Here is a 12340-nt window from a genome sequence, read left to right as displayed (position 1 = left end):
CCAGTGTCACGCACTGGCATGACACCCATTTGTTCCTATAGTTGTCTTTTCTCGTCTACCTTATTTTGCCACTCTACTGAACGGATACATATAAACCACTATTTTAGCATTAAGCACGATAAAGAAAATCATTCATAATCGCTATAGCAACTAGTGTAGACACTTGACGTTCCTTGTGATTTGATAAATAGAGGTTTTTATCTGACTTCACAACAAGGGCTTCTGGATGACTTTGAAAGTGAACATTACCATGCTTATCTTCAATAGCCTCTATTACCCCCTCACTGGAAAATGCTGCAACTTTATATCCAAGTGACTCCAATTTTCTTCTATTTTCTGGCGTATTACTTACTACTTTTGAGAGAGCATAGTTAGCATCTGGAAAATATGTTGAAAACCAACCATTTTCATCAGGTATTAGGAATTTGGCTATCACTTCTGCTAAACGACTATTTGGAACAATCTTTATCTGTTGTAAAGGCACATCTTCCTGCTTTGGATTAAGCGCTGACATTAAATGGGTCTTTTGCTGTCTTTCATAACCCGCTACTTCAATTCCTTTTGCACGCATAATGTCTTGTAACCCACCACATATGCCAAGTAAATGAATTGCAGGATTGTCATCTACTATTTTTACAATTGCTTTAGTAGCAAGATCGTTGTAAAAATCAGCAATGCGAGTTTTTGGCTGATGAAGATCATTTAGAATAAATATTCTATTTATCTTTTGCTCTTTAATGAATCGTGCAACTTCAATTTTTATTCGGTCTAGTGCTAGCGCCAACACTTCATCTTGTTTTGCAAAGATAAGCGACTTTTCTTGGATTCCTGTTAGGTTAATTATTTTATTGTAATCAATGAGTACGGTTTTAACTCCAAAATTATTGAATATCTCATAAATTTGAGATACCTCACGCCCAAATGCTCCTTCCTTTTTCAATAAACCAACAACTATGTCATTATTTACTGTATTTTCTGCCGTCAAGACAGTTGACGCTGGTTCTTCTTTTCTGATTACATGTTGAGATGCCGGTTTTTCACTAACGCCAGCATAAGTAATATTGCTTAATAATAGAACTATATTTAATAGGATATTAAATATTCTGCTATAATATTTATACATATAGTTTACCCTCTCAACACTTATATCAATATCATAACATATTATAGAACGTTTTACAATAAAAAGGTAAATTTAATAAGAAAGGAAAGTGGCCTGAGCAGGAATCGAACCAGCGACACAAGGATTTTCAGTCCTTTGCTCTACCAACTGAGCTATCAGGCCAACTGTATACTTTTATTTTTAGATAAAAAATGTTATTATGTCTATCAAAAGTTTTTAAAGTAGTTTATATAAAAATAAAGGATGAACATTAATAACAGAACAGGAATCTACCCTGGCACATTTGACCCTATAACTTTTGGGCATCTTGACATAATCAAAAGAGCGTGTAAACTAGTCGATAAATTAATAATAGGAGTTGCAGAAAACGTTAATAAGCATACTGCCTTTGACACAAAGCTACGCACAAGCATGGCTGAAAATGAAATTAAAGGACTAGGAATTGATGCAGATGTTATATCCTTTAATGGGTTGCTAGTGAAGTTTGCCAAAGAGCAGAATGCTTCTGTTATTATTAGAGGATTAAGAGCAGTATCGGATTTTGATTACGAGTTTCAAATGAGTTGGGTAAATTATAAACTTCTTCCTGAAATCGAAACTATATTTCTTCCCGCTTCTGAAGATACTCAATTTATTTCATCAAGTTTTGTAAAGGAAATAGCAAGATTAGGAGAAGATGTTAGCAAATTTGTATCAAAAGGCGTTCAAAACGAATTGATTAACCTGAATAGGATAAAAAATGGAGAATAGTGTTTGTTGTTTTTTATTTCTGGATAGGTATATTTAATATATAAAATGTTATAAGCTAAAGGAGTAGCATGTCAAAAGTGAGGGTTAATAAAAGAAAAGTTTGTTGTCATGGTGATGAGAATGATGAGGGTTCTGGCCATCCATTAATATATTTAGATATGGGAGAAGAAGAGGAAATAGCCTGCCCTTATTGTGAAAAGACGTTTGTCCATGACTGCACTGTAGAAGCGGTTGGGGAGCTGACTAGGGATGACCTCTAATGGCACTTTATTTCTTCTGCAGACTTAGCTTATGTAAATAGCAATAAGAGGGGCAGTAAAAATGAAGCTGTCCATACGGTCGAGCACTCCTCCATGGCCAGGTATCATACTTCCACTATCTTTAACACCGTAAGCTCTTTTAACAAGTGACTCAGTGAAATCGCCAAGTTGCGCTAGAATAGCAATTGCAAGGCCAATGATTGGAGAATAAAAAATTGAAAATAGACCAAAAAATATTGATCCAAAAATTGTGCACACTACTCCAGCTAAAATCGCACCAAGAAGTCCTGTCCAAGTTTTTCCAGGGCTAAGAATTGGGCAAATTTTAGCTCCACCAAAATTCTTGCCAAATAGGTAGGCAGTAATGTCAATTCCCCAAATGGTTAAGACGAACCATACTAATGCGTATTTTCCCTGTGGTAGATTATATAAATATATTAATGAGGCGCTTGGTAGTGCAATCAATAATAATGCAAAAACGTATAAAATTTTGTTTCCTTGGGTTAGATTATACCATTCAAAAGAAGATAAAACTGCTATTGAAAAAATCAATAGGTAAAACGATAAATCACTAAAATATGTAGCAAAGGAAAATATGAATAATATTACTATTGAGGACAACATTCTAATTATAAAATTATTATCTACCATATTTTTTCTCTCTTTTTGTATAATCTTCTAATGCTTTACTCAAATCTTGACAAGAAAAATCAGGCCATAAAGTATCACAAAAATACAATTCAGCATAAGCTGCTTGCCATAATAAAAAGTTGCTTAACCTTTTTTCGCCGCCAGTGCGAATTAATAAATCCAATTTTGGCAAATCTTTAGTATACAGAAATTTTTCAAATTCCTCTTCTGATACATAAGCAATATTTTCTTTTATAATATTGCTTATAGCTTGTGTAATTTCTTGCTTTGCTCCGTAACTGACTGCCACAGTGAGTAATAAACCATCGTTCTTATGTGTCATTTCTTCTGCTTTTTTAATTTGATCCAATATTTTACTGGATAACAGACTTAAATTGCCAATAAAATTCAACTTAATGTTACAGTTGCAAATGAAATTGACTTTATCTTCATTAGTTAAAACGGAGTAAAATAAATCAAATAGACAGTCAGTTTCGTTTTTGGGTCTAAGCCAATTCTCCATAGAGAATGCATACAAAGTTAAGTAGGGTATGGTTAAGTCCGTACAATACTTGGCAATATCGTATGCAACTTCACTGCCCTTTTTATAACCATCAATTTTTACCCTTCCTTGATTGCTCGCCCATCTACCATTACCATCCATAATAATTGCTAAATGTTTCGGTAAAGATTCTTGATTCAACATTTAAAGTTCACCCGATGTCATAAAAGTAACTGACACACAGCTATACGAACATTGTGCTACCAGGAGGGTGTCATTCCAGTGCCCCGACACTGGAATCCAGAAATTTGATTGCAAGTGAGCACACTGAGCTGATAAGCATAAAAATAGCTGTCTTATGCTAAAACAAACGTTTTTGACGAGATTGTATGAAAAGCTGGATCCCAGTGTCAAGCACTGGGATGACACCTTTGTGTTTGAGGCAAAAACGGCTAACACACTGCCTCCGCGGACAAATGTTCGTAACAGTTGCGTGTTAGCTACTTGCATGACACCCTTCTTGGTGGAATTTGCTCTCAAATCACAACGTTCATATTCACTACTGAAGGCTTCTTTCATATTACCTTAGTGATTCAGTATATCCTTTTCTTTGATGGACAATTCACCATCAATTTTTTTTATATTATTATCAGTAATATTTTGTATTTCCTTCTTAGCACCATGAAAATCATCTTCTGAGATTTCTTTATTTTCCTTCATTTTTTCTGTTTCTTCCATAATATCTCTACGTATATTTCTAATGGCAATCCGTGCATTTTCAGCAAACTGATGCAATAATTTCACTAATTTTTCACGGGTTTCTTGTGTTAAGTCCGGAAGAGCTATACGTATGGTATTACCCTCAACAACAGGATTTAAATTCAAGTTGGCATTTAATATAGCATTTTTCACTTCACCGACAACATTAATATCCCAAATTTTAATTAATAGAGTTTTGTTATCTATAACCGAAACACCTGCAACCTGATTTAACTTTTGATGTCCACCATAGATATTTACAACTATACCATCAAGCAACGATGCGCTAGCTCTACCAGTGCGTACGCCTTTAATATCATCATGAAAGGACTGAATAGTTTTTAGCATTCTTTCTTTTGTTTGAGCTTTTATTTCATTTAACATAAATTACCTACTGTTTACAATCTGAAACTATAGTATAAGTACCTTGACCCTTAATAATATTGACTATTTTTTCTCCCTTCAAAGAAAAAACTATAATGGGAATAGAATTCTCACGAGCAAGTGAAATTGCTGATGCATCCATAACTTTTAAATCACGAGTCAATAAATCCGTATAAGAAAGCCTATCATACATTACAGCATCCTCATTTTTTTTCGGATCAGCGGAGTATACACCACTTACTTGCGTACCCTTTAGAATAATATCACAATTCATTTCAACAGCACGTAAAGCTGCAGCTGTATCTGTAGTAAAAAATGGGTTGCCTGTGCCTGCTGCAAAAATTACCACTCTACCTTTTTCTAAATGACGAATAGCTTTCCTTCTTATGTAAGGTTCACATACAGTGGCCATGGGTATTGCAGATAATACCCTCGAAGCTACTAAATTTTTCTCTAAAAAGTTTTGTAAAATTAAAGCATTGATTATAGTTGCAAGCATTCCAATATAATCACTGCTTGCTCTTTCGCAGCCACTTAAAGACGCAGATGTGCCACGAAAGATATTACCACCACCAACAACAATACATACCTGAACTCCAAGCCTGTTAATATCAGCTATATCTTTGCATAATTGGCTTATTATTCCCATATCATAGCCAAAAGACTGTGACCCCATTAAAGCTTCACCAGAGATTTTAAATAACACTCTGGAATATTTTATTTCGCTTTTTTCATTTGTTGAGGGAAACATTTTTTACCATTTAGTTTGCACCACCCAAAACAAGTAACTTGTAATTAGATAATTTAATAGCACTCACCTCGCTTGATTTTATAAAATCAGAAACCTTCATTTTATCATCCTTTATGAACTTTTGTTCTAGTAAAACAACTTCTTCATAGTACTTAGCCATTCGTCCATCTACTATTTTTTTTGCTACTTCTTCAGGTTTATTTAAGCTCCTCACTTGCTCTTCAATTATAGAACGTTCGTTGTTCAACTTCATTTGATCTAAATCATCTATAGACAAAGCTTCAGGCTTCATAGCAACTACATGCATAGCTATTTGTTTCCCAATCTCTTGTAGCTTCGCCTTATCACCAGATGATTGCAATGCAATTAAAGCACCAATCTTACCTAAGCCACACACATCACCATGTACGTAGCCAGCAACAACTCCATCCTTAGCTTCTAAGTAACAAAGCTTGCTTAACTCTAGCTTCTCACCAAGAACTGATGTACCATTCATAATAGCTTCCTGCACTGTGCCAATGCCTTCATACTTGGCATTTTTTAACTCATCAACGCTAGTACAGCGTTCTTGATGAGCAATTGATGCTAAATTTGAAACTAACTCTATAAATTTCTCATTCCTTGCAACAAAATCTGTTTCGCAATTGAGTTCAACCAATGCACCATAATTTTCAGTCAAACACATAGCAACGAGTCCATCTGAAGCTATTCTATCAGATTTTTTGTCAGCTTTAGCAAGACCTATTGTACGTAACTTATCAACGGCTTTCTTAATGTCACCATCACATTCTTCTAATGCTTTTTTACAGTCACTTAAGCCAAGCCCTGTTCTATCACGTAATTCTCTTATATCATCTGGATTCATCTTCATTTGTTACTACCTCCCTTTCTTCTTCTTTGTAAACTTTACTACGTCTCCTTTTAGTTTGCACAATACCATCTTCTTTTTCTTGAATAAACTCATCACCCCTTATATCATCAATCTTAACTCCAGATTTTGCTAGACTAGACTCTATTCCAGCTAATATAGAGTCGGTAGTTAATTTACAATAGAGCTCTATTGATTTTCTTGAGTCATCATTTCCAGGTATTAGATAAGTAATACCATCTGGATCAGAATTAGTATCAAGTATTGCAACTATTGGAATTCCTAACTTCTTAGCCTCCTTAACCGCTATATGCTCTTTATTAGTATCAATGATGAATAAGATATCAGGAATTGCTCCCATTTCTCTAATACCGCCAAGCGCCTTATCAAGCTTTTGCTTTTTCTTTTCAATGTTTCCCAATTCTTTCTTTGTTAAAATGCTATCCTCGTCATTTAATATTTTCTCATATTGCATCAAGGTTTTTATCGAAGAAGAAACAGTGCCCCAATTAGTAAGCATACCACCAAGCCAACGATGATTCACATAATATTGACCACAACGAATCGCTTCACTTGCAATAATATCAAAAGCTTGAAACTTTGTACCAACAAATAGAATGCGACCACCTTGAAATGCAACGTCATATAAAGCCTTCATGGCCACCTGTAGCAATGGTAGTGTTTTTCGCAAATCAATTATATGTATACGATTTTCTTGATGCACTCCATATATGTATGGAGCCATTTTTGCGTTCCAGCGACTAATTTTGTGACCAAAATGTACACCAGATTCAGCTAAATCACGCACAGTGACTTTAGGCAAATTTGTCATATATCATTCCTCCAAATAGTTTATCTTCCATGGCATAACCCTAATGGGACTACTTGTACAAGCCATGTGTGAAATTAAATTATTTACATAGTAATAGAAAAGACAGCAAAGCGCAAACAAAAAATATTGACAAAGGGCAACATGTTTATTAGCTTTAAAGTTGAAGCCCGAAAACGCTAAAAAGAAATTAGGGGGGTGTAGCTCAGTTGGTTAGAGCGCATGCCTGTCACGCATGAGGTCGTGAGTTCAAGTCTCATCACTCCCGTCATATTAGTTTTAGCATAACTTAGGATTCGCAGTATTATTGCCGGTATTGAGAAACGCCTTCACCAAACTTGATATGGCATGGTATTGTAATTAATACTTAAATAGGTTTGTTTTTATCATTAACAATTAGGATTAAATATGCTCATTTCTGAAGTTTTTGCAGCAGATGCAACTAGCAATACATCAAGTATCGGCGCATCTTTTGCTAGTTTTACTCCATTGATTTTAATATTTGTGGTATTTTATTTTCTCATTATTCGCCCGCAACAAAAAAAACTAAAAGAACATAGAAAGATGATAGATCAAATAAAACGTGGTGATACAGTCATTACTTCTGGTGGAATAATAGGTGAAGTTAATAAAGTTGATGAGGCAAATGCACAATTTATAATAGAAATAGCACCAAAAGTTGAGATAAAAGTTCTAAAGTCCGCTATATCTGAGGTTTTAAGCAAAGAAACTCAAAAAGTAGCAGCTAAACCAATTAAAAAGGTAAAATCGAAAGAATGATAAAAAGAATATAAATCAACCAGTAATAAAGGCAAAAATGCTTAACATGTTTAGAAAAAAGTTTGTTTGGTGATCCATTTGTGTGCGGAATATTTGGTGTAGTAAGTAGCGGTGATTCAGTAATACCAACCTTACTAACTGGGTTACAAAAATTGGAATATAGGGGATATGATTCCTCAGGTATAGCAATCATAAATAACGAAGGTAAGATAGAAGTCAAAAAATCAGAAGGTAAAGTCGAAAGGTTATGTGAAGTTGTTGATGACAGCAAGATGTCTCACAGTACAGTTGGTATAGCACATACTCGCTGGGCTACACATGGAGTTCCAGGCCTTAAAAATGCTCATCCCATTCGTACAAATAATGTTGTTGTTGCTCATAACGGCATAATTGAGAATTACAATCTGCTAAAAAAGGGCCTAGAAGAAAGGGGCATGTCATTCCATACTGACACTGACACAGAGATCATACCAAACATGCTAACCTTATATCTCGATGAAGGATTGTCGCCAGTTGATTCTCTATTTAAGTGTTTAAACAACCTACACGGCTCATTTGCCTTGGTCTTATTATTTGCAGAATATCCAGACGCCTTATTTGTTGCGAAGAGAAATTTGCCTTTAGCAATAGGCTATAACTGTAACACAGTGTTTGCTGCATCTGACTCTAATGCTTTAAGTGCATTTGTGGAAAAAATATCGCATTTGGAAGATGATGATATTGCAGTGATAAAATCTAGTGGAGTTAGTATATACAACAATGGTACACAAGTTAAACGCAGTATAGAAAATAGTAGTCCAAGTGATTTTCTAATTAGCAAAAATGGCTACCCTAGCTTCATGTTAAAAGAGATTTTTGAGCAACCGCGTGCATTAAACAAAACAATAAATCAATTTTACAAGCAATATAAAGAGGTCAACAAAAAATTGTTTTCTGAGCTGAGTTACATTACTATAGTTGGATGCGGATCATCTTATTTTGCTGGGCTAATAGCGAAGTATTGGCTGGAAAGTATTGCTCAAGTTCGAGTATATCTAGAAATCTCATCAGAATTTAGGTATAGCAACGTCAAGCTAGAAGAAGGCAGCATTGGGTTATTTATCTCTCAATCTGGCGAAACTGCAGATACCATAGAAGCGCTGCGTTATGCGAAATCACAGAAGCAAACAATCATAAGTATAACTAATACATTTAGCAGCAGCATTGAAAAGATCTCAGATATTGTGTTACATACTCTTGCTGGGCAAGAAATTGGTGTTGCTTCAACAAAAACCTTTTCTGCGCAACTTGCAACTTTAGCATGCTTTGCCGTGGAGCTTGGAAAAATAAAAGGTATACTGGGTGGAGAGAGAATAAAACAGCTAAGCAACGCTATTAACTCTATTCCCAAGTATGTTGAGCATGTTTTAAATGTGATGAAAATACAACATATATCAGGCAGCATATTAGAACACAATAACGTTATTTTAATTGGCAGAGGAAGTTCATACGGAGTTGCAATGGAAGGTGCATTGAAGATAAAAGAGCTTTCATACATCAATACAATTGGTATTGCAGCGGGAGAAATGAAGCACGGTTCTATTGCTTTAATAGACTCTACTGTGCTTGTTATAGCAATTATCCCTTATGATGATTTATTCTTTAAAACGCTATCTAATATACAAGAGATTATTGCAAGAAAAGGCAAAGTAATTGCCTTCAGTGATAAACAAGGAGCGCCATTCCTAAGGGGAGTTTGCGCAGATGTGGTGCAACTTCCAGACACTGATAATTTTATCTCTCCAATCATCTACAGTGTTGCTATGCAATTCCTTGCTTACTTTACTGCAGCAAAAAAAGGGTTAGATGCAGATTGTCCAAGAAATTTAGCTAAGTCTGTCACGGTTGAGTAGTCCATTTAAGTTAAAGCTAAACTTCTGTATCTGTTCAGGGTAGCGGCAAGACCATAGAGTAAAAGTGAGTTTACAACAAATGGTGTCATGCAAGTAGCTGACACTGGGATCCAGGTTACTATATATGAAAAGTTATTATGTTTATATACTTGCAAGTGAACGAAATGGGACCCTGTATATAGGTATAACGTCAAATTTAATTAAACGAATTTGGGGTATCTGTTCAGGGGCATCACAAATATTGAAGCAAAGTGCGTGACACACAGCTGTACGAACATTTATTTGCAAAGGCAGTATGTTAAGTGTTATAGCCAATTTTGCCTCAAACACAAAGGTGTCATCCCAGTGCGTGACACTGGGATCCAGAAAAATTGATTGTGCACTATACAACATTTTCGATCAAAAGCTGGATCCCAGTGTCACGCACTGGGATGACACCATTTGTTGTAAACTCACTTTTACTCTATGGTCTTGCCGCTACCCTGAACGGATACAGATTAACCACATTACCTCACGTTTTCTCTATGATTATTTTTTTAGATTACTTGTCTACCTTATTTGCCGTTCTCCTGAACGAATATACAGAAGCTATAAAAACTATCTAATAGCTACCCAAAACCCTTATTTCCCACTCAAGTTCAACATTAAATTTATCCTTTACTGCATCTTTTACTCTGTTGCCAAGGTTTTCCAAGTCAGATGCAGTTGCATTATCGTAATTGAGCAAGAAGTTACAATGTTTCTTAGAGATTCTAGCTCCACCAATATTTAACCCTAGGCAGCCAGATTTATCAATTAACTCCCATGCTCGGTAGTTTTTTGGATTTTTGAATATGCACCCAGCAGTTTTTCCTCTTATTGGCTGGCTTTTATTTTTCCTCTCAATAACTTCCTTTAACCTTTGCAGTATAAGCTCATACTCTGAGTTTACTCCTTTAAACTCAGCTTCAACAAAAATCCAATTTCCTTTTAGGCTATGTCCACGGTAAAAATACCCCATTTCTTCGCTGGAGAACTCATATAGGTTTCCATCCTCTAGATTCACTGCTTTTATGGATTGTACAACACTTGCGATATCACTACCATATGCACCTGCATTCATTTCTATTCCGCCACCAACTGTTCCTGGAATTCCAACTAGAAACTCAAGTCCACTAATTTGTTGCTCTCCTGCAAAGTAAGCAAAGTTACTAAGTAACGCAGCACCACCTGCAACAATAGAGTTGTTACCTTTACTTTTTATATATGAAAATTCCTTACCCAATTTTACTGTTATTCCTCGAATGCCACTATCTCGCACTATTATGTTGGATGTTGCACCGATAACGTTAATTGGCAACTCAGTGTTTTTAATCAAGCATGTTAAATCTTCAATATCACGTGGTTTAAATAATATATCAGCTCGTCCACCGACATTTAACCACGTCGCTTTAGACATTAAGATGTCATAACGATAGATTCCACGTACTTTAGGTAAGCTTATAAGCATTTTGATTTCAACTCTAATCCTGCATCCATACCCATTTTCTCCGCATCTTCTATAAATGAAGTGCGCTCAGTGAAGTATATATTTTTTCCATCTGCCAACATACAACGAAGGTGTAGCATATTTTCGCTCACATATTCAGCCAAAGCTGCAAGTGGTGTAAAACATGAACCATTCACTGTCTTCATAAAACTGCGCTCTGATTTCACTCCTATAAAAGACATATTATTATTAATTTTCTCTAAAAGATCGATAATTTTTACATCATTCCTTCTACATTGAATACAAACCGCCCCCTGCCCCACTGCACTTAACATAACTTTTGGTGGCAATACCTCTGTAATCAAGTGATGTTTTTCTAATCTTATGAGTCCTGCTTCAGCTAGAATTATTCCATCAAAACTTTGATTTTGCAATCTAGTTGTTACATTTCCACGTAGCGGTACTATATTTAAATCTGGTCTAACATTTAACAACTGAACTTTTCTTCTTATTGAAGAAGTGGCAATAGTAGCCTGCTGTGGCAAAGATTCAAGGCTATTGTGTTTATGAGAAATAAACGCATCGCATGGACTTAGCCTTTCTAAAACACAAGGAATTGTTAAACTCCCTGAGAAAAACGCAGGCATATCCTTTAGCGAATGAACTGCCATGTCTATATTATTTTCGAGCAATTCAGCCTCAATTTCTTTAATGAATAATCCTTTACCTCCTATTTCAGCAAGATTTGCGTTTGCATACTTATCTCCAGAAGTTTTTATCTTAACAATTTCAATAGATAAGTTAGGAAAAGAGTCCAGCAACTTTTGTTTTGCTTCCAAAGCCTGGGCAACTGCAAGCTTGCTTCCTCTGGTACCTATTTTGACTAGCATATGTACGACTGTTTGAATACCAAACTTTAACCTAATTAATTACTTAAACACTTTGGTAGCGTGTATCGCATGAACCTCGGTTACCCTCTCTCTGATGTCATTCAAGTACTTGGATCCAGTTTAATTCATCATATGAGCCTTTGCATTTATTGTACTTTAACTTAAAACCAAAAGCAACTTTGACTTTACAAAATAATAACCTTTTATATGCATAAATAAGCTTACTGGATTCTAGTACTTGCATGACAAGGTATAAACCTTATCGTCATACCACCGCGAACCGTCATACCGTCACGGTATCTCTAGATCCCGCTAACACGTAGCGGGATGACGAATTATTTAACCGTCATACCGCGATTCATTCGCGGTATCTCTAGATCCCGCTAACAAGCAGCGGGATGACGGTTGTCGTTTAGCTATAAATATTAAAAAATTTACCAAGCGAAAAAAAAGG

17 protein-coding genes and 2 tRNA genes are annotated in these 12340 nt (G+C 35.5%); 7 read left to right on the top strand and 12 right to left on the bottom strand.

From position 1 onward, the window contains the following. Nucleotides 1–109: 109 nt before the first annotated feature. Nucleotides 110–1123 (bottom strand): type 1 glutamine amidotransferase family protein, encoded by a 1014-nt coding sequence (locus BA053_RS02910; protein ID WP_065094663.1) that lies wholly within the window; start codon nucleotides 1121–1123, stop codon nucleotides 110–112. 89 nt (nucleotides 1124–1212) lie between these two features. Further along, nucleotides 1213–1285 (bottom strand) — tRNA-Phe (locus tag BA053_RS02905). 81 nt (nucleotides 1286–1366) lie between these two features. Here BA053_RS02905 and coaD point away from each other — a divergent pair. Together coaD and BA053_RS02895 are read left to right on the top strand one after the other, a co-directional pair. Beyond that, nucleotides 1367–1873, top strand: a complete 507-nt coding sequence (gene coaD, locus BA053_RS02900; protein WP_065094664.1) for a pantetheine-phosphate adenylyltransferase — start codon at nucleotides 1367–1369, stop codon at nucleotides 1871–1873. Nucleotides 1874–1941: 68 nt separating this feature from the next. Then, nucleotides 1942–2133 carry a zinc-finger domain-containing protein gene (locus BA053_RS02895; protein ID WP_065094665.1) on the top strand — a complete coding sequence of 64 codons (192 nt, stop codon included), beginning with the start codon at nucleotides 1942–1944 and terminating at the stop codon, nucleotides 2131–2133. 24 nt (nucleotides 2134–2157) lie between these two features. Here BA053_RS02895 and BA053_RS02890 read toward each other — a convergent pair whose 3' ends face one another. Genes BA053_RS02890 through rpsB form a run of 7 tightly spaced genes read right to left on the bottom strand, consistent with a single transcriptional unit; the run spans nucleotide 2158 to nucleotide 6859 of the window. Further along, entirely contained in the window at nucleotides 2158–2784 is a 627-nt protein-coding gene (locus BA053_RS02890; protein ID WP_065094666.1) for a phosphatidate cytidylyltransferase, read from the bottom strand. Beyond that, entirely contained in the window at nucleotides 2774–3469 is a 696-nt protein-coding gene (gene uppS, locus BA053_RS02885; protein WP_065095335.1) for a polyprenyl diphosphate synthase, read from the bottom strand. Before uppS ends, BA053_RS02890 begins: the two co-directional genes overlap by 11 nt. Further along, nucleotides 3470–3844, bottom strand: coding sequence for a hypothetical protein (locus BA053_RS07630; protein WP_167347031.1), 375 nt, complete (start codon nucleotides 3842–3844; stop codon nucleotides 3470–3472). Between the two features lie 6 nt (nucleotides 3845–3850). Then, a complete protein-coding gene (frr, locus tag BA053_RS02875; protein ID WP_065106738.1) occupies nucleotides 3851–4408 on the bottom strand; it encodes a ribosome recycling factor in 558 nt (185 codons plus the stop codon). A gap of 7 nt (nucleotides 4409–4415) precedes the next feature. Next, complete coding sequence (pyrH, locus tag BA053_RS02870; protein WP_065106737.1) at nucleotides 4416–5159, bottom strand: UMP kinase; 744 nt, start codon at nucleotides 5157–5159, stop codon at nucleotides 4416–4418. Between the two features lie 10 nt (nucleotides 5160–5169). Further along, a complete protein-coding gene (gene tsf, locus BA053_RS02865; RefSeq protein WP_065106736.1) occupies nucleotides 5170–6030 on the bottom strand; it encodes a translation elongation factor Ts in 861 nt (286 codons plus the stop codon). Then, entirely contained in the window at nucleotides 6011–6859 is an 849-nt protein-coding gene (gene rpsB, locus BA053_RS02860; RefSeq protein ID WP_065094671.1) for a 30S ribosomal protein S2, read from the bottom strand. The genes tsf and rpsB overlap by 20 nt, the downstream gene beginning before the upstream one ends. Nucleotides 6860–7050: 191 nt before the next feature. On the opposite strand from rpsB, the gene BA053_RS02855 reads away from it, so the two are divergent. From BA053_RS02855 to BA053_RS07240, 5 genes are all read left to right on the top strand, one after another. Further along, nucleotides 7051–7124, top strand: a tRNA-Asp gene (locus tag BA053_RS02855). Nucleotides 7125–7264: 140 nt separating this feature from the next. After that, a complete protein-coding gene (yajC, locus tag BA053_RS02850) occupies nucleotides 7265–7636 on the top strand; it encodes a preprotein translocase subunit YajC (RefSeq protein WP_015589055.1) in 372 nt (123 codons plus the stop codon). Between the two features lie 80 nt (nucleotides 7637–7716). Beyond that, the gene (gene glmS / locus BA053_RS02845; RefSeq protein ID WP_065094677.1) at nucleotides 7717–9528 is read left to right on the top strand and encodes a glutamine--fructose-6-phosphate transaminase (isomerizing); all 1812 of its coding nucleotides are present in this window, start codon (nucleotides 7717–7719) and stop codon (nucleotides 9526–9528) included. 124 nt (nucleotides 9529–9652) lie between these two features. After that, the gene (locus BA053_RS06705) at nucleotides 9653–9787 is read left to right on the top strand and encodes a GIY-YIG nuclease family protein (RefSeq protein WP_245611025.1); all 135 of its coding nucleotides are present in this window, start codon (nucleotides 9653–9655) and stop codon (nucleotides 9785–9787) included. Nucleotides 9788–9905: 118 nt separating this feature from the next. Next, nucleotides 9906–10133 carry a hypothetical protein gene (locus tag BA053_RS07240; RefSeq protein ID WP_167347032.1) on the top strand — a complete coding sequence of 76 codons (228 nt, stop codon included), beginning with the start codon at nucleotides 9906–9908 and terminating at the stop codon, nucleotides 10131–10133. Here the strand turns inward: BA053_RS07240 and murB are convergent. The 3 genes from murB to BA053_RS07850 all read right to left on the bottom strand — a co-directional run bounded on the left by murB (nucleotide 10130) and on the right by BA053_RS07850 (nucleotide 12130). Next, the gene (gene murB, locus BA053_RS02840) at nucleotides 10130–11017 is read right to left on the bottom strand and encodes a UDP-N-acetylmuramate dehydrogenase (RefSeq protein ID WP_065106735.1); all 888 of its coding nucleotides are present in this window, start codon (nucleotides 11015–11017) and stop codon (nucleotides 10130–10132) included. The two genes, BA053_RS07240 and murB, sit on opposite strands and share 4 nt — an antisense overlap. Next, nucleotides 11008–11886 (bottom strand): hydroxymethylbilane synthase, encoded by an 879-nt coding sequence (hemC, locus tag BA053_RS02835; RefSeq protein ID WP_065106734.1) that lies wholly within the window; start codon nucleotides 11884–11886, stop codon nucleotides 11008–11010. The genes murB and hemC overlap by 10 nt, the downstream gene beginning before the upstream one ends. A 97-nt stretch (nucleotides 11887–11983) precedes the next feature. Further along, nucleotides 11984–12130 carry a hypothetical protein gene (locus BA053_RS07850; protein WP_156518219.1) on the bottom strand — a complete coding sequence of 49 codons (147 nt, stop codon included), beginning with the start codon at nucleotides 12128–12130 and terminating at the stop codon, nucleotides 11984–11986. Between the last annotated feature and the right edge of the window lie 210 nt (nucleotides 12131–12340).

The organism is Wolbachia endosymbiont of Nomada ferruginata (genome assembly GCF_001675785.1).
Taxonomy (GTDB): domain Bacteria; phylum Pseudomonadota; class Alphaproteobacteria; order Rickettsiales; family Anaplasmataceae; genus Wolbachia; species Wolbachia pipientis.
The sequence above is the reverse complement of the archived record's forward strand: the minus strand, read 5'-3'. Positions and strand labels throughout refer to the sequence as shown.

What these genes read in the sequence shown, in the direction of transcription:
- hemC (WP_065106734.1), bottom strand. Translation starts at nt 11,886, where the DNA reads ATGCTAGTCAAAATAGGTACCAGAGGAAGCAAGCTTGCAGTTGCCCAG.
- uppS (WP_065095335.1), bottom strand. Translation starts at nt 3,469, where the DNA reads ATGTTGAATCAAGAATCTTTACCGAAACATTTAGCAATTATTATGGAT.
- coaD (WP_065094664.1), top strand. Translation starts at nt 1,367, where the DNA reads ATGAACATTAATAACAGAACAGGAATCTACCCTGGCACATTTGACCCT.
- BA053_RS07850 (WP_156518219.1), bottom strand. Translation starts at nt 12,130, where the DNA reads ATGCAAGTACTAGAATCCAGTAAGCTTATTTATGCATATAAAAGGTTA.
- BA053_RS07630 (WP_167347031.1), bottom strand. Translation starts at nt 3,844, where the DNA reads ATGAAAGAAGCCTTCAGTAGTGAATATGAACGTTGTGATTTGAGAGCA.
- tsf (WP_065106736.1), bottom strand. Translation starts at nt 6,030, where the DNA reads ATGAAGATGAATCCAGATGATATAAGAGAATTACGTGATAGAACAGGG.
- pyrH (WP_065106737.1), bottom strand. Translation starts at nt 5,159, where the DNA reads ATGTTTCCCTCAACAAATGAAAAAAGCGAAATAAAATATTCCAGAGTG.
- yajC (WP_015589055.1), top strand. Translation starts at nt 7,265, where the DNA reads ATGCTCATTTCTGAAGTTTTTGCAGCAGATGCAACTAGCAATACATCA.
- frr (WP_065106738.1), bottom strand. Translation starts at nt 4,408, where the DNA reads ATGTTAAATGAAATAAAAGCTCAAACAAAAGAAAGAATGCTAAAAACT.
- BA053_RS02895 (WP_065094665.1), top strand. Translation starts at nt 1,942, where the DNA reads ATGTCAAAAGTGAGGGTTAATAAAAGAAAAGTTTGTTGTCATGGTGAT.
- murB (WP_065106735.1), bottom strand. Translation starts at nt 11,017, where the DNA reads ATGCTTATAAGCTTACCTAAAGTACGTGGAATCTATCGTTATGACATC.
- BA053_RS06705 (WP_245611025.1), top strand. Translation starts at nt 9,653, where the DNA reads ATGAAAAGTTATTATGTTTATATACTTGCAAGTGAACGAAATGGGACC.
- BA053_RS02910 (WP_065094663.1), bottom strand. Translation starts at nt 1,123, where the DNA reads ATGTATAAATATTATAGCAGAATATTTAATATCCTATTAAATATAGTT.
- BA053_RS02890 (WP_065094666.1), bottom strand. Translation starts at nt 2,784, where the DNA reads ATGGTAGATAATAATTTTATAATTAGAATGTTGTCCTCAATAGTAATA.
- rpsB (WP_065094671.1), bottom strand. Translation starts at nt 6,859, where the DNA reads ATGACAAATTTGCCTAAAGTCACTGTGCGTGATTTAGCTGAATCTGGT.